The organism is Marisediminitalea alba (assembly GCF_002993365.1).
In the GTDB taxonomy this organism is placed as follows: domain Bacteria; phylum Pseudomonadota; class Gammaproteobacteria; order Enterobacterales; family Alteromonadaceae; genus Alteromonas; species Alteromonas alba.
This window is the reverse complement of record NZ_PVNP01000152.1, coordinates 12760-38590: the sequence shown is the minus strand read 5'-3', so window position 1 is coordinate 38590 and position 25831 is coordinate 12760. Positions and strand designations below refer to the sequence as shown.

Sequence of the window (25831 nt, the reverse complement as noted above, 5' to 3'; positions counted from 1 at the left end):
CGCAACGACTAAATTGGACTGCTATGGCTGATAATAGGTGGGGGTTTCCCAGCCTACTGGCAGACCCAATACGAACACCCACAGATAAAACAGCAGTGTCCAGCCGACAATAAACACCATCGAATAAGGCAGCATCATGGCAATGAGTGTTCCCATACCGACATCTTTCTTGTACTTGGCCGCCATCGCCATGATCAATCCGAAGTAGCTCATCATCGGTGAAATCACATTAGTTACCGAGTCACCGATACGGTAAGCGGCCTGAATCACCTCCGGCGCATAGCCAAGCAGCATTAGCATTGGCACAAACACTGGTGCTGTGACGGCCCATTGCGCTGAGGCGCTACCCAGCGAAAGGTTTACCAGTCCACACATCAGAATAAATAACAGGAAGACTTCCGGGCCTTTCAAATCCAGCTGGATAAGCAGTGCAGCACCTTCAACAGCTAACACTGTGCCTAAATTGGTGTACTTGAAAAAGGCCACAAACTGGGCAGCAAAGAAAACCAGTGCAATATAAAGACCCATACTACTCATGCTGCGCGCCATGCCTTCGATGACATCGCGGTCATTCTTCATCGTGCCGGCAACCTTGCCGTAAACAAACCCCGGGATAGCAAACATGACGAAAATTAATACCACAATCCCTTTCAGAAAGGGTGAGCCTTTTAATCCGCCGGTTTCTGGGTTACGCAGTACACCATCTTCAGGTACCACGGCCAGTGCGACTACTATGCACAGCCCCAGAAATGCCAGACCGGCCATTTTCATGGCTTTCATTTCCTGTGCGCTAGGCGATGCCATGGCTTTTTCGTCGAGCACCATGGTTGACTTCGACTCATCAAAATGGCCCAGTCGCGGCTCAACAATCCGGTCGGTGACAAAGAAACCCAGCGCCGCAATAACAAAAGTACTGGCAATCATAAAGAAGTGATTGGACTCAGCGCCAACGACATAGTTTGGATCAATCATCTGCGCTGCAGGCGTTGTTATCCCGGCCAGTAACGGGTCGATGGTGCCTAAAAACAGGTTGGCACTGTAACCGGCAGACACGCCCGCAAAGGCAGCGGCAAGTCCCGCCAGAGGATGGCGCCCAAGAGAGTGGAATATCATCGCAGCCAGCGGAATAAGTACGACGTAGCCCAACTCTGAAGCCGTATTGGAGAGAATACCGCTCAACACCACAATAAAAGTAACCAACCGGCGTGGCGCATTCAGCACCAGGGCGCGCATGGCAGTAGATAACAGCCCGGAATGTTCCGCTACAGAAACGCCCAACAACGCCACCAGTACCGTCCCTAGCGGAGCAAAGCCGGTAAAGTTGGTCACTATGTGTGTCATGATCCAGTGCAGACCTTCCACGCTCATTAACGAAACCACTTCGATAGTGCCGGAGGCGGTTTGCGCGTCTTCTGGTCTTGGGTCGGCAACGGATACACCGAGCCAGCTTAAGAAGCCGCTCAGCAACACAATGAACACGGTTAAGATGGCAAACAACGTAACGGGATGAGGTAACAGGTTACCTAACCATTCAACCGTTGCTAAAAATCGGGAAAACCAGCCCTTATTATTGTCTGTCGTGGTAATACTTTTTTCTGTCAAAACGTTTCCTCAGTCTTTCTTATTATTGCTGTAATCGTTGCCCACCTTGCATTGGACGACGACTACAGTCCGGCAGTCCGTGACCGGAAGTTATTGGCTCTGGAGGCCATTATTTTTATAGCGGCAGTTTACCTTAAATCGATTCCCTTTGGCAGAGTTGGCGACCTTTAGCAGCAAAATTCACCCATAAAAAAACCGGCTGTAAAAGCCGGTTTTTAACTTTAGTCGATTTATTTACTGACCTGAGCGCTTATTCATATAACGGAAGAAGTCACTGTCCGGCTCAACCACCAGAATGTCATTCTTGCTATTGAAGCTGGCACGGTAGGCATCCATACTGCGCAGGAAACCATAAAACTCTGGGTTTTTAGAGTATGTTTCAGCATATATTTGCGCCGCGGTCGCATCACCTTCACCGCGAAGCTGTCGGGCATTACGTTCAGCATCTGCCAGCATAACTGTCACCTTGGCTTCGATATTAGCTTTAATAACTTCAGCTTGTTCCTGACCTTGTGAGCGATGTTCTCGAGCTACTGCAGCACGTTCGGCGCGCATTCGCTGGAAGATTGAGTTGCTCACTTCGGTGGGCAGGTTGATTTGCTTTACGCGAACATCAACAATCTCAATACCCAGTTCGTCAGAAGAACTGGACGCCTGGATCATAGCTTGCTCCATCAATTCGGTACGCTCACCCGAAACAATTTGGGCAATCGTACGACTACCAAATTCGGTACGCAAACCGTTGTTTACTTTCTGCTTCAACAGCGCTTCAGCTTGCAGTTTATTACCGCCGTTAGTCGACAGATAATAGCGGGCGAAGTCTTCGATGCGCCACTTAACGTAAGAATCAACAATTAAGTCTTTCTTCTCAGAGGTTACAAAGCGATCAGGCGAATCGTCCAACGTTTGAATACGCGCATCAAGCTGACGAACTGTATCGATAAACGGCAGTTTAAAATGCAGACCCGGTTCGAATACCTTGGTATCGCCGGTTTCGGCATCACGCTGTACCTTTCCAAACTGAATGACGATGGCCCGCTGTCCTTCACGTACTACAAACAATGAACCAGAAGCCAGTACCACCAGGGTAATAAGAATTGCGATAATAAAGTTTTTCATTTTGTCTTATCTCCCACCACGATTGCTGTCGCCACGCAAGCCCGACCCGGATACTGTTGAGTTACGCGAGGTATTCGTCGAGTTGGTTACGTTATTCTGCAAACCTTCGAGGGTATTGCGCATACGTTCCAGGGAGGATTTTGTTTCCGCGCCTTTATTTTCTAAAATCTTGTCCAACGGCAAATACATTATATTGTTGCCGCCGTCACCACTGTCGACCATGATCTTACTGGTGTTCGAGAACACCTGTTCCATAGTTTCCAGGTAGATACGCTGGCGAGTAACTTCCGGCGCTTTTTCATATTGCGGCAATAACTCTTCGAAGCGTGCCACTTCACCCTGTGCTTCCAGCGTTACACGCTCTTTGTAAGCCTGGGCTTCCTCGTTCATACGATTGACCTGACCTCGGGCACGCGGTTCTATCTCACGGGCATACGCCTCGGCTTCACGGATAAAGCGCTGCTCGTCTTCCTGGGCGGCAATGGCGTCATCAAACGCATCTTTCACCTGCTCTGGCGGTCGGGCATCCTTGAAGTTCATATCAACAATGGCTACGCCGATGTTGTAGGGTTCAAGTATACCTTCCAATTCTTCCCAGACACGCTGACGGGTCATTTCACGTCCATCGGTCAGCACATCATCCATGGTGGAATGACCCACTACGTAACGTATCGCACTATCCAAGGCCTGACTCAGACTCATTTCCGGACTGGTTACCGCAAACGTCCAGCGGTACGGGTCGACAACCCGGTACTGCACTTCCATTTGTACACTTACCACGTTTTCGTCTTCGGTCAGCATTGAACCTGAAGATGATTGATAGCGAATGGATTGCACATCGACCGGAATAACCGAGTCAACAAAGGTTGGTTTCCAACGCAAACCCGGCTCTACCAGTGAGTTATATTCACCAAATCGCAGCACAACACCAGATTCTGCTTCACGGATGGTGTAGAAACCACTGACAAAGTAAATAATTGCCAGCAGGCCAATCAGGAATGCCGCGCCGATGCCGCCCAGCTTTTTGCCTGAGCCGCCATCACCGCCGCCGCCCATTTTACCGAGCTTACCGAACAGGTTCTTAAACACATCATCCAAATCCGGGGGACCTTGATCTCGTCCTCCGCGATTTTTCCACGGGTCATTATTTTTATCACCCGGCTCATTCCAAGCCATGCTAGTACTCCGAAAATTTAATTATTTAATACTGAATTCTATTGTTTTTAGATTTCAAACTATATGAAACTGTCAAATCAGTGTTTCACTACAAACTCTGATAAACCATGATCCAAACGCTTTTCTAACCGGTTCCAATCGGCTGCCGGCATTCGCACATCAACCACCCAGTCCCCCTGCGCATCGTAGGATTGTTCGGATATACAATCCAATTCATACAGAACACCGCGCAAACGGCTCTGTGCCGGTGGGATTTTCAGGGTATAACTTACCATGCTCTGCGCCAGGCAATCATTAATTGCCTCGAACAACAGCTCAGTGCCCTGACCGGTTTTGGCAGACAACCATACACGTATTGGCATGCCTTCCTCATCCCGATCAATTTTTGGTTCAACTTCTTCCAACTGATCAATTTTATTGCAAATAATCAGCTGCTGAATTTCACCGGCGTCGATTTCATCGAGCACGGTATTCACCTCACCCATGGTTTCCAGATAATTGTTGGCAGAATAATCCACTACATGCAGCAACAGGTCCGCTTCCTGGGTTTCCTGCAGGGTGGCTTTAAAGGCCGCTACCAGATCATGGGGGAGATGACGAATAAAACCAACCGTATCCGCCAGAATTACCGGGCCAACTTCTTTAAGATCGAGTTTACGCAGGGTCGGATCCAGTGTGGCAAACAGCTGGTCGGCCGCGTACACATCGGCATCTGTAATATGATTGAACAGAGTGGATTTACCGGCGTTGGTATACCCAACCAGGGACATGGTGGGAATTTCTGCCCGCTTGCGCGAACGTCGCCCTTGTTCCCGTTGCTTGGCTACCTTTTCGAGGCGGCGCAGAATTGTCTTGATTCTGCCACGCAATAAACGGCGGTCAGTTTCGAGCTGGGTTTCACCCGGCCCGCGCAAGCCAATCCCGCCTTTTTGACGCTCAAGGTGTGTCCAGCCTCGAATCAGACGGGTGGAAATATGGCGCAGTTGAGCTAGTTCAACCTGAAGCTTACCCTCGTGAGTTCGGGCACGCTGCGCAAAAATATCAAGAATCAAACCGGTTCGATCGATCACCCGGCACTTGCTGATTGCTTCGAGGTTGCGTTCCTGTGAAGGAGACAGGGCATGATTGAAGATCACCACATTGGCCTCATGGGCTTTGACAGCAGCAGCGATTTCTTCGGCTTTCCCCGATCCAACAAAGTATTTTGGATGAGGGGCGCCCCGGGACGTGGTTAGTACATCAACAGCACTAACGCCCGCCGATGAAACCAGTAATTCCAGCTCAGCCAAGTCTTCACGACTGTCCTCATCGGCAAAATTTACATGAACAAGTATAGCCTGTTCACCGGCTTCATAACGGTCAAACAAGCAGGTTACCTTTGTAATTACTCACTTTTGTTCTCAGAATCCCCTTGCGCGCTTGGCATCGTAATAGCTCGTGAAGGCACGACCGTTGAGATAGCATGCTTATAAACCATCTGACTCACTGTGTTCTTTAGCAGGATAACAAACTGGTCGAATGACTCTACCTGCCCCTGGAGTTTAATACCGTTAACTAAATAAATAGAAACCGGAATCCGCTCCTTCCGTAATGCGTTTAAAAACGGGTCTTGTAATGATTGCCCTTTAGCCATCTCAGATCCTTAATTTTTATTATTAAACCGACAACTCTAAAAATTGTCCCAGCGCTAATTAGATTTATATCACACTTGTTAAACCTAAAGTGTGACTTTTGCAGTAATTTTAGTCAAATTATCTTTAGCAAATGTGTCAAGCCACGTTAAGTCAGGCCACCCTCGTAACCAGGTTAATTGTCTTTTCGCTAACTGCCTGGTTGCAATGATACCTTTATCACGCATATCTGCATAGCTTAACTCGCCTTTAAGATACTGCCATACCTGACGATATCCTACAGCCCGGATTGCAGGCATGTCCTCGTGAAGGTCACCGCGTTCGTACAGCGCTTTCACTTCCTCTACCAATCCTTGGGCTAACATCAAATCAAATCTTTCTGCAATTCGACTATGTAACACGGCTCGCTCATGCGGCGCAATCGCAAACTGGTCAATCTTGTACGGACAACGGTAAATTGCTTTTTCCTGCCAGTGAGTTAGAGACTTCCCCGAACTGCGATACACTTCCAGCGCCCTGGTCAGTCGTTGCGGATCATTCGGATGAATGCGCCCTGCGCTGACCGGATCGACCCTTTCAAGGTCAGCATGCATTGCTTGCCAGCCCCGCTCATTCGCTTCTCTGAGAATCGCTTCACGAATCTCTGAGTCAGACTTAGGTAGGGGCGAAATACCATTTATCAAGGCATTAAAATACATAATTGTGCCGCCCACCAGAATGGGCAGCTTTCCTCTGCCGTGAATTTCACCGATCAGACGTGTGGTATCAGCCACAAAGTCCGCCACAGAGTAGGCCTCAGTGGGCTCAATAATATCGACCAGCCAGTGCGGCGCAACCGCCATTTCCTCGGCGGTCGGCTTGGCCGTACCAATATTCATGTGTTTATACACCAGTGCCGAGTCGACACTGATTATCTCAGCGGGTACCTGACTGGCTAATTCCAGCGCCAATCCGGTCTTGCCGGATGCGGTCGGGCCCATTATTGATACCACCGGGCCGGTTTGATTACTCATTGCGTGTTGTTATCCAGTGAATAAGCTTTTGCTGCGCCACACCAAGGCCGTATTGTTCAAGTATGTCAGCTTGCGCCGAAACCGCCAGCTGATCAAACCACAGCCACAATGGCAACTGTTTAGTCTCCTGATATTGCAGCGTCCGGGCTAGCGCTGAGTGGAGCGCATCTTCCTGTTGAGGAGATGCTTCTACCAGCGCCGGAAATAAGCCTGCCCAAGGGAGTTGGCGCAGCCCGCCTGGTACTTTAAGCAGACGCGATTTACCGCCCGCAGTGCTAATGTCAAAGCCCTGCTCAGTTAAAAATGCCGAACTTTCTGCAGTCAGACTCTGACTTACGGCCACCGGCATTAACAACGGTTGAGCGACACTCGCCTGGTTGAATTTATCAACCAACCACGGTTTAACTAACTGTTGTGACTCCAACAACACACAGTGACCGGTTTGCACATATAGCCTTGCTCCTGCTAACTCTACAAAGCGTAATGCGCTCCCCGCGTCATCTGCCTGCTCGGGAGTTGGCGTCATCAGTTGCTGGTAATGCTGCTGATACTGACCACTTACCCCGCTGCCTGCGGGTGTATAAGGTGCACCGTGCCCTGCTGAATTAGCCGCCCCTCCCGAACGCACCTGATGGGGCGCTCCGGCGGGTGTGTTGTATTCGTTGTCGCTGCGCTGCACGAGAGGGCGAATATAGTCATGGCTGGGCTGCGGTGAAGACTCTGGTATCATGGCGTCCTGCGCTCCCGCACTGCTGCTTAAGGCGTCGCAGATTGCCTTACAGATAAAATCATGTACCAGCCGGCTTTGTTGAAACCTTACTTCGTGCTTTGCCGGATGCACATTGACGTCCACTTCTTTCGGGTCGATGGTTAAATACACCACGAACGCCGGTTGCTCAGGCAGTGCCAGTACTGACTCGTAGGCCTGCCGTAAAGCATGCAGAATAAGCTTATCGCGCATACCGCGCCCATTAACAAAGCTATACTGGCAGTCGTTACTGCTGCGCATCTGACTGGCATCACCCAACCAGGCCTCAAGCGTGATGGAATCGTACTCACAGCGGGTGTGGATAGCATGTTGTAAAAACGCCTGACCACAAACCTGCCCTACTCGTGAGGCGAGCTGATCCTCCCCCACGGCGGTGAACCGCTTGGTTACCTTACCATTGTGACGCAGTATAAAAGCCACATCCGGGCGACTCAACGCAATGCGCTTGATGACGTCTTCAATATGCTGGTATTCGGTTTTTTCGGTGCGCAAGAACTTGCGCCGTGCCGGGGTGTTGTAAAAAATATCCGCCACATCAATGGTGGTGCCGTCGGGATGGGCCGCGGGTTGTAGGCTTACCGCCATATCACGGCCTTCACAGTTTGCCTGCCAGGCCTGCTCCTGCCCAGCCGGCTTCGAGGTTAGCGACAGGCGGCTGACAGACGAAATACTGGCCAGCGCCTCACCCCGAAATCCCAGAGACAAAATCTTCTCCAGATCATCAAGTGTCGCTATCTTACTGGTAGCGTGGCGCGACAAAGCCAGCTCCAGCTCGTCTTTAGCGATACCTATGCCGTTATCCCGCAATTTAATGCGCTTATGACCGCCTTTTTCGATATCGAGTTCGATACGCGTAGCAGCGGCATCCAGGCTGTTTTCCACCAGTTCCTTAACGACTGAGGCAGGGCGTTCAACCACTTCACCGGCGGCAATCTGGTTTGCCAGTCTGGGCGGCAATAATTTAATGGGCAAAGAAAATCCTGTTAACGTTTTGCTTAGGTGCTCGGAATCGTGAGCACCTGACCGATGCGGACCATGTCACCATTGAGATTGTTGGCGGCTTTTATACTGCTGACTTTTACATTATAGCGCTGTGCCAGCAAGGATAAAGACTCACCGCTGCGAACCTTGTGTGTGCGGCTTTCTGACTTAATCGAGGCCCAGAGCGTACCATCCGGCGGCGTTTGCTGAAAATAGCGCTTGGTGGCCGACAACAGCGCATCAGCCAGTTGCTGGCGGTATTTTGACCAATTCAGGTTTTTCTCTTCCTGAGGATTCGAAATAAACCCGACCTCGACCAGAATGGAAGGAATATCCGGGGCGGTAAGTACCGCGAAACTCGCGGCCTGCGGCGCTCGTTTATGTAACCGGGTAATCCCTTTTAATTCACTGATGACTTTTTTACTCAGGTCGTAGCTGGTCGACATGGAGTGGTCCATGGACAAACCCAGTATCGTTTCAGCCAGATAACGTTCTGAGGCATTATCGGTAATCACTTCTGCCGCGCCGCCGAGCAATTCTGAGTGCCGTTCGCTTTTTTCCAGCCAACGACCCAATTCAGTGTCGGCACGACGCATAGACAACACCCATACTGATGCCCCGCGGGGCTGAGGCTGACTAAACGCATCGGCGTGAATAGAAATAAGTAAATCAGCTTTATGCTTACGGGCAACTTCCGGACGACCATTAGGCGAGATGTAATAATCACCGCTTCGTGTCATCACAGCACGCATGCCGGTTTCGGCATTAATCCGGCTTTCGAGCATTTTGGCGATGCTCAGGGTAATATTTTTTTCAAAGCTGCCAGCCGGGCCGATTGAGCCGGGGTCCTTACCGCCGTGACCGGCGTCAATAGCCACAATGATATCACGGTCGCGGCTGGACTGGTTCATATCCAACACAACTCCTGGCTCACCAGCAGGCGCGGTATCCACCAGGTCGACCACCAGCCGGTGGCCTTTATCTTCGGCCGGCGGAATAGCAAACAACGCGGTTTCAGCCTTGCGGTTTAATTCCAGCACGATACGGGTAGATGAATTGTCTTTAGGTGTGGAGTATCTGACCCGTTTAAGCAGCGGACCCTGCTTATCGATATCCAGCGACGTATCGCTTTTGGTTGCGGCCAGATCGATCACCAGCCGCTCCGGGTTGCGAAGGGTAAAATAAGTAAACTCAGGGGAACTTTTGAGATCAAAAACCACCCGCGTACTGCCCTCTGAAGGCCATACACGCATATTGTTTATGTCGTTTGCAGCTCTCACACTAAAGGTAAGCAAGCACAAACTTATTAATAGTAGTAATTTGTCGCGCAACATACTTAGCCCTGGTGTTGAATTATATTTATCAGGCCGTAAATTCTCACGAAGAACGATCGGAACCAGCGCCAGGCTATATCCTTTTACACAGCTGCAAGGCAGCTCGCCCTGTTAGCGAGATCGCAGCAATGCTGAATCGTCTTCCAGACTTATCTGGTTCTATACTAATCACTAAATCCGCTGGTGCCAAGTTTTGACCTCCATTTTGCGGCCACTCAATAAGGCAAACGCGATTATCGCCAAAATAATCGCGAATGCCCATAAATTCGAGTTCTTCAGGATCTGCCAGTCGATACAGGTCGAAATGGAAGATTTCAAGGCCCGCCAGCGAATACGGTTCCACCAGCGTATAGGTAGGACTCTTAACATTACCTGAATGACCCAGAGCCTGAATAAAATGGCGGCTGAACGTAGTTTTACCGGCTCCCAGATCGCCTTGCAGATAGACAACTATTCCTTGTGGTAACTGCTGCTTGACCGCCTGAGCCAGATCAGTGGCCAGTTTCGCCGTATCTTGTTCAGTTGCCGCGTAAAACGCCCCTCGCGCTAATGCCATACCAATTACTACTATTCAATGATTACTGATTAACTAACGCTCGCAGTGACTCGAACAAATCACTGGCAAGCATCCCACGTTGACCATACAGGCGTGCTACCTCATCGCCGGCTTTGGCATGGATGGAAACACCGTACTTGGTTGCAATATCCTTGCTGAGCCCCTGAGCCAGCAATGACCCAAGAATACCACTTAACACGTCGCCCATACCAGCTGTGGCCATCCCCGGATTGCCGTGCTGACACACCCAGGTCTGGGTTTCGTTATCGATAATCGAACCGGCCCCTTTCAGCACACAGGTAGCATGAAATTTCTGCGCACATTGTTTAGTACTGTTGAAGCGGTCGGCTTCCACCTCATCTACGCTGGTATTCAGTAATCGCGCCGCTTCACCAGCATGGGGCGTGATAATGCAATCGGTTATGGTGTACGACAGCGCATGTTTACTTAACAAATTCAATGCATCAGCATCAATCACCATGGGTTTAGGGTGGGTCTGGCAATGCTTCATGGCTTGTTCAAATGCCGCCAGCGCCCAGTCATCCTGGCCAAGCCCCGGGCCAATTACCACGCAGGATGCCCAGTTAAGCGCATCCTGCAGGTTCTCATGAGACACCATCAGCTCTGGTCGGCCGGCGCTCACCTGAATCGTTGAGGCCTCATGGCAGAATACTTTCACCAGCCCGGTGCCGCAGCGCAAAGCTGCCTCACTCGCCAGACGAATAGCGCCTGCAGTGCCGCGATTACCGCCGATACACAGCAGCCGGCCATAGGTGCCTTTATGGCTGTGGATTTCACGAGGGGCCATGCCCTGGAACTGTTCTATAGTAAGCAGTGTGGCAGAGGAGCGGGCCAGTTCAACAAAAGCTTTACCAATACCAAGGTCATCAAACACCAAGCGGCCACAGGATTGTTTACCGGCACCGGTGGTTAAACCGGGTTTAATGCCAACAAAGGTGACGGTAACGTCGGCCTCAATGCAGCGCCCCAACGACTGACCGGTATTGGAATCAAGGCCGGAAGGCACATCGATACTCACTACCGGCTTATCGGCCTGATTGACCGCATCGATAATGTCGGCAAACTCATTGCGGATGTAACTATTAATGCCAGTGCCTAACAGCGCATCCACTATCAGCTCACATTTGTCCAGGTGGGCAGCGGTAAAAGGCTCAATTTTGCCGCCGGCGTCGAGCCATTTTTGCTGCGCCGTGCCAGCATCGCCCTCGAGGATGCGATGCGGTTCAACAGCACACAGCAAGACCTGTTTACCGGCTTCTTTAGCATGTAATGCGGCAATGTAACCGTCACCGGCATTATTGCCCTGGCCTACCAGCACTAAAAACACATCGGTGTTGGGCAGTAACAGCTGACACTGCTTAAATACGGCCTTACCGGCGCGCTGCATCAGCTCAAACATTTCCACACCGGACTGTTCAGCCGCACTGCGTTCATTTTCCCGAACCTGGTCGGCGCGATAGAGTTTATATGGTAAGCTGTCGAGCAGTTGAGTATCTAGCATGTGTACATGTCCACTTTACAATCGATAGATCTGGTCAATTTGGTAGACGATATCAAGGCTTGGGCCGTTGCGCTAGGCTTTCAGCAGGTTGGTATCAGTGATATTGATCTTAGTCAGCATGAATATGCCCTGCAACAATGGCTGGATAACCAGTATCACGGCGAAATGGATTACATGGCCAGCCACGGCATGAAGCGGGCCCGGCCGGCAGAATTGGTGCCGGGCACTGTTCGGGTAATATCAGTAAGAATGGATTACCTCCCTCCGGATGCGTCATTTGCCCGCCATCTTAAAGACGGCGACATGGCCTATATTTCCCGCTATGCCCTGGGCCGCGATTATCACAAGGTGTTGCGTAAAAAGCTTAAACAGCTTGGCGAGCAGATCAGTGAGCGGCTGGCAGGTACCCAGTACCGCCCGTTTGTGGATTCTGCACCGGTACTGGAACATGCCATCGCCGAAAAAGCCGGACTGGGCTGGACCGGCAAGCACTCTCTTACCCTGAATAAACAAGCCGGTTCGTGGTTTTTCCTTGGTGAGTTATTTATTAACCTGCCGCTGCCGGTCGATGAGCCGGTAGAAGAAAACTGTGGTACCTGCACCGCTTGTATGACCATGTGCCCCACTCAGGCCATCGTCGCCCCCTACCAGGTCGACGCCAGACGCTGCATTTCCTATCTGACCATTGAATATAACGGCGTTATCCCGGAGGATTTACGCCCTGCCATGGGGAATCGTATTTACGGTTGCGATGATTGTCAGTTGGTATGCCCGTGGAATCGTTTTGCCCCGGTAACAGCAGAAAGTGACTTTCACCCACGCCAGGTGCTTCACGGGCAGTCGTTACTGACCTTATTTGGCTGGGACGAAAAGACATTTTTGCACAACACCGAAGGCTCGCCGATTCGCCGCATCGGTTATGCAAAATGGCAGCGCAATCTTTGTGTTGCTATCGGCAATGCACCGTATTCAGAAGAGTATATTACCGCGCTCAATGCAGCAAAAGATGAAGCCTGTGAACTGGTTTTGCCCCACTTAGAATGGGCGTTGGCGCAACAGCACCGTAAACACCAGGCCAACAGTGACGAGAACCGCCAGTTAGCCAGGCTAACCCGGACTATTGAGAAAGGATTGCCGCGCGACGCTTAAGGTCACGCGGCTAAGTATCGCTTTTTATTTGTGATACTGGGCACTTAAGCGGTGTACCGCCTCCACAAACACGCCGGCGTGCTCAGGCGGCACATCCAGGTGGATACCGTGACCAAGGTTGAATACGTGGCCGGTGCCTTCACCAAAGCCCGCCAGAATATCGCCAACTTCCTGTTCGATTCGCGCCGGTGGTGCATATAACATAGACGGGTCCATATTGCCTTGCAGAGCAACTTTGTCGCCGACCCGGGCTTTTGCCTCGGCAATATCGATGGTCCAGTCGAGACCTACCGCATCACAGCCGGTTGCAGCAATCGCTTCCAGCCACATACCGCCGTTTTTAGTAAACAGCGTAACCGGAACGCGGCGTCCTTCGCTCTCGCGGGTTAAGCCTTCTACAATACGCTGCATATACTGCAACGAGAATTCTTTGTAATCCCGTGGTGACAACACGCCGCCCCAGGTATCAAACACCATTACTGATTGTGCACCGGCGGCAATTTGTGCATTTAAGTAACTGGTCACAGAGTCTGCCAGTTTACCCAGCAGTGCGTGCAATACCTGCGGCTCAGCAAACGCCATTTTCTTAATCTTAGTAAAGGCTTTGCTCGAACCACCTTCAACCATATAGGTGGCCAGTGTCCACGGACTGCCGGAAAAACCGATCAGTGGCACATCGCCTTTAAGTTCACGGCGAATGGTACGCACGGCGTTCATCACATACTGGAGCTCGCCTTCAGGATCAGGTACACCAATACGGTCGACATCGGCCTTACAGGTAATCGGGCGTTCAAAACGCGGACCTTCACCGGTTTCAAAATATAAGCCCAGCCCCATTGCATCAGGAATGGTTAGAATATCCGAAAACAGGATGGCAGCGTCCAACGGGAAACGGCGCAGTGGTTGCAAAGTGACTTCGCAAGCCAGCTCGGCGTTTTTACACAACGACATAAAGTCGCCAGCAACGGCGCGGGTGGCTTTATATTCTGGTAAATAACGACCAGCCTGACGCATCATCCATACCGGCGTTACGTCTACAGGTTGCTTGAGCAACGCACGTAGATAGCGGTCATTTTTTAAAGCTGGGCGCTCAAGGCTGCCATTGGTTTGTGCCATGGGGATCCCCGGAATCAATTACACTACAAAAAATTGGCGGCGAGTATAGCAAGATTTGGCGAATGATGCGTATAAATGAACTGCCTGATGAAAATTGCAGCGATTTACTTGATTTATCGCAAATGCTCTGCTACTACTAATAAGCATAAATACAGAAGCTCGCCAACGGGCCCTCAGCTAAACATACTCAAACCCCGCACTTTGCGGGGTTTTTTATTGCGTTTTTACCGATAAAAAGGCCGACTTAAGGCGCCTGACGAAGACGCTCGATTAGCGCTTCGAGTATCTTACCGGCAATCGACAATTTAGGTGGCAACATTGGCAGGTTATCAATGTGATACCAGTCTGCATCTACGATTTCTTTCTCATCGATAACGATATCGCCGCTGTCATATTCGGCCAGGTAGCCCATCATCAGTGAATGCGGGAAAGGCCAGGCCTGACTGCCAAAGTATTCCAGGTTTTTTATTTTGACCCCCACCTCTTCACCGACTTCCCGGTGCGTAGCCTGTTCGACGCTTTCGCCGCTTTCAACAAAGCCGGCAATAATCGAATACATTTTGGGATTACTGTGCCGCACACCTCTGGCTAACAGGATTTCCATACCGCGATAAACCGCCACAATCGTGCATGGCGACACCCTTGGATAACAGCGATGTCCACACTGGTGACACTGTACCGCCATTTCCCAGTCCACAGGTTGGGTAGGTGAACCACAGCGACCACAGAATCGATGAGTGCGCTGAAAATGCACATATTGCCAGGCGCGGGAGAGGGTTTCATAGGTTACCGGCGGCTCACTGGTCATCAATTCGCGTAAACCAGCATTGCGCCAGCCCGCAGCACTGATATTCTCGGCACCGAGATCGATAATATATAACGGATGAGAGAGCGGTAAGTCAGCGGCATGCAGGTGGTGAACCTGATCCTGATAATGATGTAAAAAAGGCAAATCTGACCAACTCATTAATGGCAGCAGATCACCTTCTTCAGGCACCAGTAACTGATCGCGATTGAAGATAAGCCAGTGACCCGGCTGCACTAAGGAGTTTCCTGTAAACTTTAACATATCAGCTACCATTACGACGTTAGGTATATCCTAACACAGTGGCATTTGATTGAGCCAAGAAGCGCTGCCTTTTTCCTTGCTGCACGGTTAATTCCTATTATCCTTTAGGTGGTTAAGGTGAATTATTTCCGACTGTCATTTGTGAGACTCTGAGGCAGTGTTATACTCAAATTAGATTGATGACAACCTCATGAGGAAGTTCAGAGTGTTAAATCAGGTAGAAATAGCCCGGCAACGCTGGGGCGGAGCGAGTAAAACCATTGATAACTGGCTGGATGAACGTCGACAGTTGCTGATCCAGTATTGTCATTTAGCCGGGGTCAATTACCAATCAGCGAATACTCTGCCTGATGAAGCCGAGGTAAACGAATTTTGTGCACTACTTATGGACTACCTGTCGGTAGGCCATTTTGAAGTATATGAAATGCTGGTCAGCGACGATAACGATGGACAAGCCCTGAAACAGGAGTTATTTCCAAAAATCAGCGCGACTACCGATCAGGCCCTGGACTTTAACGATCAATTTGCCGAAGGCTTTAACGCACAGAATACCCGGGAGTTTGAAGTGGCTATTACTCAGTTAGGAGAAGCTCTGGATGACCGCTTTGAATTGGAAGACAGGTTAATTCAAAGGATGCATGGCCTGGTCAATGACTCTGTCACCGGGTAGCAGTTAGCGTCCTGGCCCTTAAACAGTTATCATAATTTCTTATGCCACTAATTCGTATCAAAATTATTAAAATTCAGCATGAAAAATAGCACTATAATAAGTAAAGCAAGAGCCTACTGTGAGCAACGGGGAGCACGATTTACCCCACTTAGGGAAAAGGTGTATGAACTCATGCTGGAAAAGCACGGCCCCATGGGAGCCTATGAGCTGCTCGACGGTCTCAAAGAAACCGAGTCCAGCGCCAAACCGGCAACCGTATACCGGGCACTGGATTTTTTGCTCGACTTTGGTCTTATCCATCGTCTTGAATCCACTAATGCGTTTGTGGCCTGCTATCATTTTGGTTGCCACCACCCGGTACAGTTTCTAATTTGCGACAGTTGTGGTGACGTCTCAGAGATACAGTCGGAAGGATTGAAAGAAACCCTGGATAACCAGGCAAAACAACACGGCTTCAAAATTTCCAAGCAAACCATTGAAGCCCACGGCCTTTGTGCAGACTGTCAGGAGAGTGAGTCAACGACACTGGGAGAAGAACAACATGAATGCTGAGTTCGTAAACCCTTTTATTGGCGGTCTGTTAAACGTGTTGGAAACCATGGCGCAGACCACGCTAACCCCTGGTAAACCCAAGAAAAAAAGTGATGACGTGGCCCATGGCGACGTATCAGGATTAATTGGCATGGTGGGCCCCAATGTAAAAGGCTCGATGTCCATCACGTTCGATGAAGGATTAATTCTGAGCATTATGCAAAATATGCTGGGCGAAGCGTCCAGTGAAATTGATGCAGAAGTTGCCGACATGGTAGGTGAAATTACCAACATGATTTGTGGTAACGCCAAGCGCGATCTGGCCGAGAAAGGTTATGAGTTTGGCATGGCTACGCCAGTTGTTGTCTCCGGAAAGCAACACAGTATAAGCCATCAGGTAGACGGGCCGAAGATTATTTTGCCGTTTAACCACGAACTCGGAAAGGCATATCTGGAAATCTGCTTTGATAAATAATTACTGGCACTCTGAAAAAATTACTCTACCACCTCATCCCCGAGGGTTTCATTTAGTTACTGATTCAATCACCGGCGCATTACCGCAGATTCGTGATGTTGAGGTGGGTTTACTGCACCTTATGCTGCAACATACCAGCGCCAGTTTAACCATCAATGAGAATGCCGATCCTTCAGTAAGAAAGGATTTAGAATCCTTTTTTAATCATACAGTTAAAGAAAACACACCGTATTTCATCCATACCTACGAAGGGCCTGATGATATGCCCGCTCATATCAAAAGCAGCCTGATGGGATGTCAGTTAACTATCCCGGTACAACAAGGGCGGCTTGCCCTCGGTACCTGGCAGGGCATCATTCTCGGCGAACACCGTGACAGCGGCGGCTCGCGCTCAATTATTGCTACTCTCCAGGGTAAGTCAGGCGTATAATTGTTAAACTATAGTTTAATGCTGGCACAGATTTAGCATAGAGCTACAGGACACACTTATTGCCAACACAGGAAGTCAATAATGAAAAAATCAACTATTACTCTCGCACTCATTGCCGCAGGCTTAGTTTCTGCTCCGTCATTCGCTCAGGAATCAGAAGCGCAAGACTGGGCTGGTATCTATGGGCTCTATTACAGCACGGACGAAGGCAAACCAGAGCCGACCGGACAGCTCGATGATGGTTTTGGTCTGGGTGCTGAATACGGTTTCCGTTTCGATGAGAGCTGGGCAGCAAGAATTTCAGCTTCGTATCTTGATTTAGATGGTACCAACGGCGGCAGCGATGAAAGCGGCCCGATGTTGGGTGTTGATGCCATGTACTTCTTCCAGGACGACCTTTTCTATGTTTTCGGTGGTTTATACCATCAGGACGTCGGCGATGATTACCAAATGATGGGTTACGGTATGGGTAAACACTGGGCCGTTAACGACGATGTTGCCGTTATCAGTGAAATTGCGGCTTACCGCGATCTGAGCGACAATTTATACGACTACAGCGTGAAGCTGGGTGTCTCTTACACTTTCGGCAGCACTTCAAGCTACTCAGAGCCAACCCCTGCGCCTATGACCACAGCCGCACCGGCTGACTCCGACTACGATGGCGTGGTGGATTCTCTGGACAAGTGCCCGGGTACGCCTTCAGGCACAGTAGTAGACAGCATGGGCTGTAACGCTGATAAAGATGGCGACGGCGTCATTAACAGCCAGGACCAGTGCCCGAACACCCGTGCCGGTGTAGCTGTTGACGGCGTAGGCTGTGCAATCGAGCCAGACTCAGATAACGACGGTGTTATCGACAGTCAGGACGCCTGCCCTGACACACCAAAGGGCGATAAAGTGCACCCCAACGGTTGTACCATATTCACCGCGGAAGAAGTATCGATTGAAGTTCGCATCCTGTTCGCTAACAACAGCGCTTCAATCGAAGATACCAGTGATCCGCAAATTGAAGATCTTGCTGCGTTCCTGAACCGTTACGGCAGTACTTCTGCGACAATCGAAGGTCACTCTTCAGCGCCCGGTGCAGCGGCTTACAACAAAGATTTGTCACAACGTCGTGCTAATGCATTAAAATCTGTTCTGGTTAATCAGTATGGTATTGATGCAAGCCGTTTAGACACTATCGGTTACGGTGAAGAGCGTTTGTTAGATACCGCTAACACCAAGGAAGCACACCACTTAAACCGTCGTATTGAAGTTAAAGTGAGTGAAACTATCGAAGTACCAGCGCAGTAATGAAAAGCTGAACTAACTACGATAAAAAACGCCTGCATCTGCAGGCGTTTTTTTTGGGTATAGCGACTAAGCAAAGATTACAGACTGGCCCTAACCTGATCTCGTAAAGACCGGGTAGGATGGCCCAGAACCTGGCTCAAAGTTTTACTATCATCGAACAACGCGCCCTGTGCCGCACCGGCATCAGAATCTGCCAGCATGTCTGCCAAAGGAGAAGGTAAACCAGCCTGTTTCAGGGCCGCGCTAAATTCATCCTGAGGTAAGTCGATATACGGGATATTTTTGCCAGACTCGGTACTAACCAATGCGCACAGTTCGGCAAGGGTATAACTTTCATCGCCCGCCAGGTCATAGACTCTGCCGGTTTGAGGGACATCGCTTAACAGTATCCTCGCCGCCGCTTCGGCATAATCCTCACGGGCAGCAGAGCTGATTCGCCCTGTCTGGGCGCTACCGATAAAACCGTCATTTTCCAGCGCTGGCCCAATGCTTGCCAGATAATTTTCGGTATACCAGCCATTTCGCAGCAGCACAAAACCTACACCACTTTGCAGCAGGTAGGACTCTGTTTCTTTGTGCTCGGTTGCCAGCATCAGAGGCGAATCATCCACTTTCAATAAGCTGGTATAGGCGAGCAGATTCACACCTGCGTGTTGCGCCGCGTCAATGACATTTTGATGTTGAACCACTCGCTGCCCCACTTCACTGGAGGAAATTAACAGCAATTTTTCTACGCCGGTAAGGGCTGCCTTTAAAGCTTCCGGTGCAGAGTAATCAGCAGTGCGCACCTGTATACCGAGTGTTTTCAGATCAGATGCTTTCTCCGGGTTACGCACAATAGCAACGATCTGACTGGCATCCAGCCCTTTAAGTAAATGTTCAATAACAAGCCGGCCCAATTGGCCGGTAGCACCAGTTACAGCAATCATAAATAACTCCTTGGTTCGGTGTTGTTGTGGATTGATACTCAGTTTGCGCTTATACTTACCAAAAGAAAGTACATACTTTTTAGTAAGTATTTATTTCACTATCAATAACGGGAATTCAACGATGAATAACAGTATGACAGAAGGTTCAGAACCCACCCTGACTGACAAATTCCAGCGGGGAAATGTATTAGCTAGCAGCTGCCCTTCCCGCAGTATTTTGCAAGACGTTACCAGTCGTTGGGGCGTACTGGTACTGTTTGCGCTGTTACAGGGAACGCACCGCTTCAGCGAACTACGAAAAGCCATCGCTGGAGTGAGTGAGAAAATGCTGTCTCAAACGCTTCATGCGCTGGAAGCAGATGGCTTCGTACTTAGAACTGCACACCCGGTTATTCCCCCTCATGTAGAATACAGTCTGACTGATTCTGGCCACGAAGTTGCAAACCGGGTTGAAGAACTGGTGAACTGGATTGAAGTTAATATAAACCCGATTTTAAGTGCGCGGGATAAGTACTCGTCACTCAAATCCGACTAAGTCAACCGGACAGTATAAAGAACATCCTCTAGCCTGTGGCTGGTGCTTGCATAATAGGCAGTTAGTTATTATTCTCGTTTAGAGCTGACAGCTTGCAGTAAACATTTCTATTGCATCCCAGCAGCGCTCACTCCAAAAAACTGGCAGGGATTGCCAAAAGCCCTTATCAGTTTTGTTTCAAACTGCACTTTGGCAATACGCAATATTTGATGAGAAGTTAATATGTCCTGTGCCATATCTGTTTTAATGCCAGTATTGAATGGTGACTTTACCCACCTTTCTGAAGCGATTGACAGCATTCTCGGACAATCATTCACAGACTACGAGTTCTTAATTGTGGATGACGGTAGTAATCAGGAAACTAAGGACTTTCTGGCTGACTACGCAGCAAAAGACAAACGAATCATCATAATTACCAATCCTGCCAATATCGGTGTGGGTAATTCACTAAACAAAGGGCTTAGTTGCGCCACTGGACGCTACATCGCCCGGCATGATGCCGACGACGTGGCACATCCGGAACGTTTGGCGAAGCAATTTGCTTACATGGAAGCCCACCCCGACATCGTGTTGAGTTGTACAACGGTAAACCATATTGATATGCAGGGTAACCCTATTGGTGGTTATCCGGTTAGTACCGACAGCGAATTATTGGAAGCCGAGTTACTACTAAATAGTAGGCTGTGTCATCCGAGCCTAATGTTCAGAACCGAAGCAATCCGGGAGAATGGCGGTTACCCGGTGACTAAAAGTGCTCAGGATTATTTGCTGTACCTGAAGTCATTAAAAGCGGGGTTTAGGTTTGGTGGGATTGATGAGCCTTTGGTTAATTACCGGATAAATACGGAAAGTATCACGCGCAAAAATAGGGCCAAGCAGTTATCGACTGCCCAGGCAGGATCTTATGACCATGTTACACGACTGGTAGGTGAAATTGACCCTCATGCGTTTGAGCGTTTTTGGTTTTTTGTGGCAACTCAGGGCCAGAGTGAGCTACGGATCAGCGATATAAAAAAGTTACGTCCGTTACTTACCTTCATTCGACAGACCCCCCCGTACTACCAGGCATGGAAGGGTTCGTTTCGCTATGTTTCCCGTAATGCGTTAGAGCTAGGATTTTCATTGCGAAAACTTATTATTGCTGTTTATTTTCGCTATTTCTTTAACGCAGATTATTAATGGAGTACTGTGTGGAGGTTTACTTTTATCATCCCGACTTTGCCAATTATACCGCAGCAGAAATATTGGAATTGGAAGAAGATTGGCGTTATTTCGCCACAGGACCTAAAGTCTGGATTGTCCAAACTTACATTAGGCTAAAAAAAGCAGGTTATCCGGTAATCGCCACATCAAAACCACCAAAGTCCGGAATAGTTGTACTGCACTATGAGCAATTCACCACCTTCTGGAACGAAGCTCCCTCAACAAGAGGCATCGTCACAGTGATGGTTAGAGCGGACCGGGTAGAGAGCAAATTCTCTGATTTTGAGATCCTCCAAAATCAACACTTTTCTGATGCGAAGAAATTCTTTTTCATACCACACTGGCCTCAGCCAAATATCATTCAGAGGAACAGCGACCGAGGCACTACGATTAAGAACATTGCATTTAAAGGCTTTCTTAGCAATTTAAACCCGATACTTGAGTCTGATGCATGGGAGACTTTTTTAGCCCAGCGAAATATTCAATGGGTAGCTGACGGTCAGCAATGGGATAGTCTGGATGCCAGATACGATTTGATTAACTGGAATGATTACAGTGAAACCGATCTTGTTGTGGCCTTAAGGCAGGATTTAGCCCTTAATTATCCGGATAAACCTGCCTCGAAACTAATAAATGGCTGGACTGCTCAGGTTCCTTGCATACTTGGTCCGGAAATAGCGTATCAGGAACTGAGAAAAAGTGAGCTCGATTATATAGAAGTGAGCAATTTACGAGGACTAATGGATGCTGTTGATCATTTGATTAATAACCCCGATATGTATAGGAAAATGATTAGTAATGGTGCTGTGCGGGCTAACGATTTTTCTGTCGATAGTATTATTGAGCGTTGGGGGAAACTCTTGTTCGATACAATCATTCCCCAGGTTAGCCGGCCTCTATCTAAAATATACTACTCTTTATCTATTGGTGAGCGCAGAAAACTCAAGCAATTGACAGGAAATAGCTAAACTAATGATAAGAAAGAGCACGGTAACACTGGAAAACTACTGGGTAATATTTGTTGTTTACTCATCTGCCCGGATAGCCGAGAAACATAAACGTTTTAGAGCTTTATTTAAGCTATTCAAAACATTTGGCGCAGAAGGAGTTGTGATTGTAAACAACGCCGCAGATGACGACGCCGTCAAAATTGAAGAATTCTTTGCGGATTATCCTGCAGATAGGGTTACAGGAACCAATCAAAATGCTGAGTTTTCTGGATGGGTAGAAGGACTCACTTATCTAAGAGAAAACAGAAAAATTGATGAGTCAACATCTTTCATTTTATTAAATGATACTGTATTTAGTCATTATCCGTTGTACCTGTCGTCGGTAGTGAAGTACCTTCAGGCAGCGGCTCAGCTCCGTCAGCTACCGGTCCCCGTAATAGGTGGCAGTCTTCATAAAATGGCTCAACGTGAATGCACGATACTGGGCATGAACCTTCCTTCGTTTGTTGCAACAGCAATATTCATGGTAAACGCCAGCGCGGCAAATTTACTTGTTGATCAATGTCAAAAAGTCTTTGGCGAATGCAAAAATGTCTCTACATGGCAAGCTGATTCGTATTCATTATTGAAACAGTTTTATAATGAATCAGGAGCCTATTATGTGGGCAGCTGGTTGTTTTCAGGTGGATGGTACAACAGCAGCAGCTTTGAAGCTTTTAACAAAGATTTATTGAGATTAAAGCTGACAGCGATAATGTGTGAGCACAGTATTTCAGCCAGAATTTTAGCCTCGCAGGGTGAGTTGCTCGACTATGAAGAAGCTGCGCCGTCAAAAGGTTTACTCAGCACACTGCGCCAGTTTACCCTGAGCCAAGTGCGCGCTATTCACAAGTATCGTAATCAATAGACAATCTAATTCAGAAATTTTAGGGTTAAGTAACCGTTTGAATTGATTGATATGCGTCGCGTAAATATTCTTTGTTTTCCATAATCAGTTTTAATTTATTCACAGCCTGCCAGAGTTCTTCAAAGCTGATATACAGTGGTGTAAAGCCAACCCTGAGTAAATCTGGCGCCCTGAAATCCGCGATCACACCCGCGTCAATCCACGCCTGGCAAATCGCATAGGCATGCTGATGCTGAAACGCCAGTTGACTGCCCCTTTCCAGCGCAGAATCAGGCGAAACACAGACAAACTCGTCATCCAGGCCGCAGGCTTTCAGGCATTCCAGAAAAAATTCGCCCATTGCCATGGATTTCTGCCGTACCCGCAACATGTCTACGTCTGACCACACATTCAGCGCTGCTTCTAATACACTCATTGCAATCACTGCCGGAGTACCTGAAAGATTTTGCTTAACACCTGGCACAGGCGCGTAAGCGGAATTAAAGCTAAAGGGCGCAGCATGTCCCATCCAGCCGCTTATGGGTTGTTGAAATTCGCCCTGATGGCGCTGAGCCACATAAATAAATGCAGGCGCACCAGGACCGCCGTTCAGATATTTGTAAGTACAACCAACAGCGAAGTCGGCATTACAGCCATCCAGTTTTACCGGCAGTGCGCCAGCAGAGTGAGCCAGATCCCAAACCACCAGAATTCCTTTTTCATGGGCCAGTTCAGTTATGCGTCGCATATCCAGTAAACGTCCGCTTCGAAAGTTCACCTGAGTCAGCAACAGGATGGCGATACGTTCATCCAGTTGCGTCTCAATCTCACTTTCCTCACTCAATACCAGCTCACAGGAAACCTCGCCCAGTTGTTGCCTGAGCCCCTCAATGACATAAATATCGGTAGGAAAGTTATCAACGGTGGTAATCACTTTGCTTCGGCCTTTCTGCATTTGCAGGGCAGCACTTAATACTTTAAACAAGTTAACCGATATGGAATCACAACAAATTACCTGGCCGGGCGCCGCACCAATCAACGGCGCAATCAGTTCACCACAGTGCAGGGGCAAATCGATCCAGGCGTGTTTATTCCAACTGGTAATGAGGTCCTGCCCCCACTGCTGATTCACAACTTCAACAGCCCGTTCTTTGGCCGCCACAGGTAGTGCCCCCAACGAATTGCCATCCAGATAAATAGTGCCTTGAGGCAGATAAAACTGCTGCCGTAGTGCGGCAAGGGCATCCTGCCTGTCCAGGTTCTGCGCTATGCTCAACATTATCTGCCCTCTTTAAGTAATTGATTGAGAAACAGCTGATAAGCAGGCGTGGCGCTGTGCAACCAGTCGAAATGACCTGCTCCCTCACTGATTATCGCTTCGCTGCCTGCCAGCTCGCTTTGCGTTAAAGGGACGATAGTATCAGCATCGCCCTGGAGCAAAATAATCGGAGCAGATATCTTAGCAGTAACCGGCGTTGCCGCCGCGTACGCTTCTGGTAACTCATCTGGCATGCCGTTAAAGAAACGCGGCGTAGCATTTTGACAACTGTTGGTTCCCGTGGCGTAGGAAGCCGGGTCAGTGATGGCGGCCAGGCCAATAACTTTCTCAACCGGGAACGTTAAGGACTGCGCAGCCAGCAAAGCCAGGTGTCCACCTGCCGAGTGACCAGCCAGGTAAACGGGTACGTCACCCAAAGCTTTTTCATCCAGCCATTGTTTAACTGCCGGCAAGGCCTGTTGAATATCGGTTAACGTGCCCGGCCAACCGCCACCCGCATCGCCTGTTCGGCGATACTCAATGGCAAAGGTAGCCACGCCCTGTTTTGCCAGCGCCGTAAAAAGTCCGCGCGCATGGGTGAAATCATAAGCATTCAGCCAGCAACCACCGTGGATAAAAATGAGTGCACTTTGGGTTTTTACCTGAGCTGGCCAGTAGTAAATGCGCTGCAATGAACTGTGTGCATAAGCGATATTCGACGCTGCAATCTGATAACGCTGACTAGCCACTTCACTATAGGGCAAATTCATTACCTCGTTCTTCGAAGTGTCCGGTAAAGTCTGACATGCCTGCAAAGCGACCAATACGGTCAGGAGGCTGATTATTCTTATCATAGGGGCTTCTCTTCTGCTCCGTTACATACTCGCACTGTAACTCCCGGATACCGGAGTTAAGCGGCCATCAGAGTAACGGCTATTAAAAACCGGTGCAATAAGCAAGGTCAATTGCCTCCGGACAGAAAAAAGTTAGCAAGCACTCACAACCAATTAGACAATTGAAATACATGAGTGTCATAACCGCTGTCATATGCCAGTCGGTATGTAGTCGCCCCGTTGTCGTCACGTTTCGCCGGATAATCATGCTGCAATAGTGGCGTCAATTAAGCACAGCCTTTGTACTTACGACACACGAAAATTACAGCTTATTATATAGGTATGGAGTCCCGAATATGGCACACTTAAGTTCTTCTAAACACAACCAAAGTGCAGCAATGGCATCACCCAATTTCATCGATGGATACTGGTTTTATTTTAATGATGGCGATACCGATATTGCCGTGAACGGCTCTGCCTGGTCAGGAAAAGAAACGGTCTATGTAAACGATAACCCGGTATCGAGCAAACGCGAACTATTGAAAACTGTCAGTGAACACCATTTTGTACACAACGGCCATAAGTACCTTGTGCGGTACCATATTACCAGTTTAATGCGCGGTAATCTGGAGTGCGAAGTGTTTAAAAACGGCGAATTACTCGCGTCTCAGTCAAAAGCATTTGTCTCATCATCCAAACGCAGCTGGCTTAATATTTTGAAAATGTTTGCGTTTGGGTTCTTATTTGGTTTGTCAGCGGTTGCGCTAGTCAAGTACCTGGTTGCATAAGGAGCAGCGC

General features: G+C 49.0%; 26 protein-coding genes. 11 read left to right on the top strand and 15 right to left on the bottom strand.

The window, feature by feature from the left end:
- Window positions 1-21 precede the first annotated feature (21 nt).
- The 10 genes from C6Y40_RS14150 to C6Y40_RS14105 all read right to left on the bottom strand — a co-directional run bounded on the left by C6Y40_RS14150 (window position 22) and on the right by C6Y40_RS14105 (window position 11703).
- On the bottom strand, window positions 22-1602 hold the full coding sequence (locus tag C6Y40_RS14150; protein WP_105935160.1) for an AbgT family transporter: 1581 nt from the start codon (window positions 1600-1602) through the stop codon (window positions 22-24).
- 234 nt (window positions 1603-1836) lie between these two features.
- Window positions 1837-2721: a protease modulator HflC gene (hflC, locus tag C6Y40_RS14145; protein ID WP_105935159.1), complete on the bottom strand. Its 885-nt coding sequence runs from the start codon at window positions 2719-2721 to the stop codon at window positions 1837-1839.
- Between the two features lie 6 nt (window positions 2722-2727).
- Window positions 2728-3897: an FtsH protease activity modulator HflK gene (gene hflK, locus C6Y40_RS14140; RefSeq protein ID WP_105935158.1), complete on the bottom strand. Its 1170-nt coding sequence runs from the start codon at window positions 3895-3897 to the stop codon at window positions 2728-2730.
- A gap of 77 nt (window positions 3898-3974) precedes the next feature.
- On the bottom strand, window positions 3975-5264 hold the full coding sequence (gene hflX / locus C6Y40_RS14135; protein ID WP_105935157.1) for a ribosome rescue GTPase HflX: 1290 nt from the start codon (window positions 5262-5264) through the stop codon (window positions 3975-3977).
- Between the two features lie 17 nt (window positions 5265-5281).
- A complete protein-coding gene (gene hfq, locus C6Y40_RS14130; protein WP_105935156.1) occupies window positions 5282-5530 on the bottom strand; it encodes an RNA chaperone Hfq in 249 nt (82 codons plus the stop codon).
- Window positions 5531-5614: 84 nt separating this feature from the next.
- A complete protein-coding gene (gene miaA, locus C6Y40_RS14125; RefSeq protein WP_105935155.1) occupies window positions 5615-6541 on the bottom strand; it encodes a tRNA (adenosine(37)-N6)-dimethylallyltransferase MiaA in 927 nt (308 codons plus the stop codon).
- Complete coding sequence (gene mutL, locus C6Y40_RS14120; RefSeq protein ID WP_105935154.1) at window positions 6534-8282, bottom strand: DNA mismatch repair endonuclease MutL; 1749 nt, start codon at window positions 8280-8282, stop codon at window positions 6534-6536. The genes miaA and mutL overlap by 8 nt, the downstream gene beginning before the upstream one ends.
- A gap of 23 nt (window positions 8283-8305) precedes the next feature.
- Complete coding sequence (locus C6Y40_RS14115; RefSeq protein ID WP_105935153.1) at window positions 8306-9625, bottom strand: N-acetylmuramoyl-L-alanine amidase; 1320 nt, start codon at window positions 9623-9625, stop codon at window positions 8306-8308.
- A gap of 73 nt (window positions 9626-9698) precedes the next feature.
- Entirely contained in the window at window positions 9699-10181 is a 483-nt protein-coding gene (tsaE, locus tag C6Y40_RS14110) for a tRNA (adenosine(37)-N6)-threonylcarbamoyltransferase complex ATPase subunit type 1 TsaE (RefSeq protein ID WP_105935152.1), read from the bottom strand.
- A gap of 22 nt (window positions 10182-10203) precedes the next feature.
- A complete protein-coding gene (locus tag C6Y40_RS14105; protein ID WP_105935151.1) occupies window positions 10204-11703 on the bottom strand; it encodes an NAD(P)H-hydrate dehydratase in 1500 nt (499 codons plus the stop codon).
- A 6-nt stretch (window positions 11704-11709) separates the two neighbouring features.
- Between C6Y40_RS14105 and queG the strand changes: the two genes are divergently transcribed.
- On the top strand, window positions 11710-12852 hold the full coding sequence (queG, locus tag C6Y40_RS14100; RefSeq protein ID WP_105935150.1) for a tRNA epoxyqueuosine(34) reductase QueG: 1143 nt from the start codon (window positions 11710-11712) through the stop codon (window positions 12850-12852).
- A gap of 24 nt (window positions 12853-12876) precedes the next feature.
- Here the strand turns inward: queG and hemE are convergent, their stop codons facing one another.
- A complete protein-coding gene (hemE, locus tag C6Y40_RS14095) occupies window positions 12877-13968 on the bottom strand; it encodes a uroporphyrinogen decarboxylase (protein WP_105935149.1) in 1092 nt (363 codons plus the stop codon).
- Window positions 13969-14212: 244 nt separating this feature from the next.
- Window positions 14213-15037, bottom strand: a complete 825-nt coding sequence (gene nudC, locus C6Y40_RS14090) for an NAD(+) diphosphatase (protein WP_105935179.1) — start codon at window positions 15035-15037, stop codon at window positions 14213-14215.
- Between the two features lie 205 nt (window positions 15038-15242).
- Here nudC and rsd point away from each other — a divergent pair, with 205 nt between their 5' ends.
- From rsd to C6Y40_RS14065, 5 genes are all read left to right on the top strand, one after another.
- Entirely contained in the window at window positions 15243-15707 is a 465-nt protein-coding gene (gene rsd / locus C6Y40_RS14085; RefSeq protein ID WP_105935148.1) for a sigma D regulator, read from the top strand.
- 78 nt (window positions 15708-15785) lie between these two features.
- Window positions 15786-16259, top strand: coding sequence for a transcriptional repressor (locus C6Y40_RS14080; protein WP_105935147.1), 474 nt, complete (start codon window positions 15786-15788; stop codon window positions 16257-16259).
- Window positions 16249-16713, top strand: coding sequence for a chemotaxis protein CheX (locus tag C6Y40_RS14075; RefSeq protein WP_105935146.1), 465 nt, complete (start codon window positions 16249-16251; stop codon window positions 16711-16713). Before C6Y40_RS14080 ends, C6Y40_RS14075 begins: the two co-directional genes overlap by 11 nt.
- The gene (locus C6Y40_RS14070; RefSeq protein ID WP_105935145.1) at window positions 16703-17143 is read left to right on the top strand and encodes a secondary thiamine-phosphate synthase enzyme YjbQ; all 441 of its coding nucleotides are present in this window, start codon (window positions 16703-16705) and stop codon (window positions 17141-17143) included. Before C6Y40_RS14075 ends, C6Y40_RS14070 begins: the two co-directional genes overlap by 11 nt.
- Window positions 17144-17224: 81 nt before the next feature.
- Window positions 17225-18439, top strand: coding sequence for an OmpA family protein (locus tag C6Y40_RS14065; protein ID WP_105935144.1), 1215 nt, complete (start codon window positions 17225-17227; stop codon window positions 18437-18439).
- Between the two features lie 77 nt (window positions 18440-18516).
- On the opposite strand, the gene C6Y40_RS14060 is transcribed toward C6Y40_RS14065, so the two are convergent.
- Entirely contained in the window at window positions 18517-19368 is an 852-nt protein-coding gene (locus C6Y40_RS14060; RefSeq protein WP_105935143.1) for an SDR family oxidoreductase, read from the bottom strand.
- A 121-nt stretch (window positions 19369-19489) separates the two neighbouring features.
- Between C6Y40_RS14060 and C6Y40_RS14055 the strand changes: the two genes are divergently transcribed.
- From C6Y40_RS14055 to C6Y40_RS14040, 4 genes are all read left to right on the top strand, one after another.
- Window positions 19490-19903, top strand: coding sequence for a winged helix-turn-helix transcriptional regulator (locus tag C6Y40_RS14055; protein ID WP_105935142.1), 414 nt, complete (start codon window positions 19490-19492; stop codon window positions 19901-19903).
- 222 nt (window positions 19904-20125) lie between these two features.
- Entirely contained in the window at window positions 20126-21082 is a 957-nt protein-coding gene (locus C6Y40_RS14050; RefSeq protein WP_105935141.1) for a glycosyltransferase, read from the top strand.
- Between the two features lie 11 nt (window positions 21083-21093).
- Complete coding sequence (locus C6Y40_RS14045) at window positions 21094-22074, top strand: glycosyltransferase (protein ID WP_146129575.1); 981 nt, start codon at window positions 21094-21096, stop codon at window positions 22072-22074.
- A 4-nt stretch (window positions 22075-22078) separates the two neighbouring features.
- A complete protein-coding gene (locus tag C6Y40_RS14040; protein WP_105935139.1) occupies window positions 22079-22963 on the top strand; it encodes a hypothetical protein in 885 nt (294 codons plus the stop codon).
- Between the two features lie 25 nt (window positions 22964-22988).
- Here C6Y40_RS14040 and kynU read toward each other — a convergent pair whose 3' ends face one another.
- Together kynU and C6Y40_RS14030 are read right to left on the bottom strand one after the other, a co-directional pair.
- A complete protein-coding gene (gene kynU, locus C6Y40_RS14035; protein WP_105935138.1) occupies window positions 22989-24221 on the bottom strand; it encodes a kynureninase in 1233 nt (410 codons plus the stop codon).
- Window positions 24221-24970 (bottom strand): alpha/beta hydrolase family protein, encoded by a 750-nt coding sequence (locus tag C6Y40_RS14030; protein WP_170308500.1) that lies wholly within the window; start codon window positions 24968-24970, stop codon window positions 24221-24223. Before C6Y40_RS14030 ends, kynU begins: the two co-directional genes overlap by 1 nt.
- Window positions 24971-25389: 419 nt before the next feature.
- On the opposite strand from C6Y40_RS14030, the gene C6Y40_RS14025 reads away from it, so the two are divergent.
- Window positions 25390-25821, top strand: coding sequence for a hypothetical protein (locus tag C6Y40_RS14025; protein ID WP_105935136.1), 432 nt, complete (start codon window positions 25390-25392; stop codon window positions 25819-25821).
- Window positions 25822-25831 lie beyond the last annotated feature (10 nt).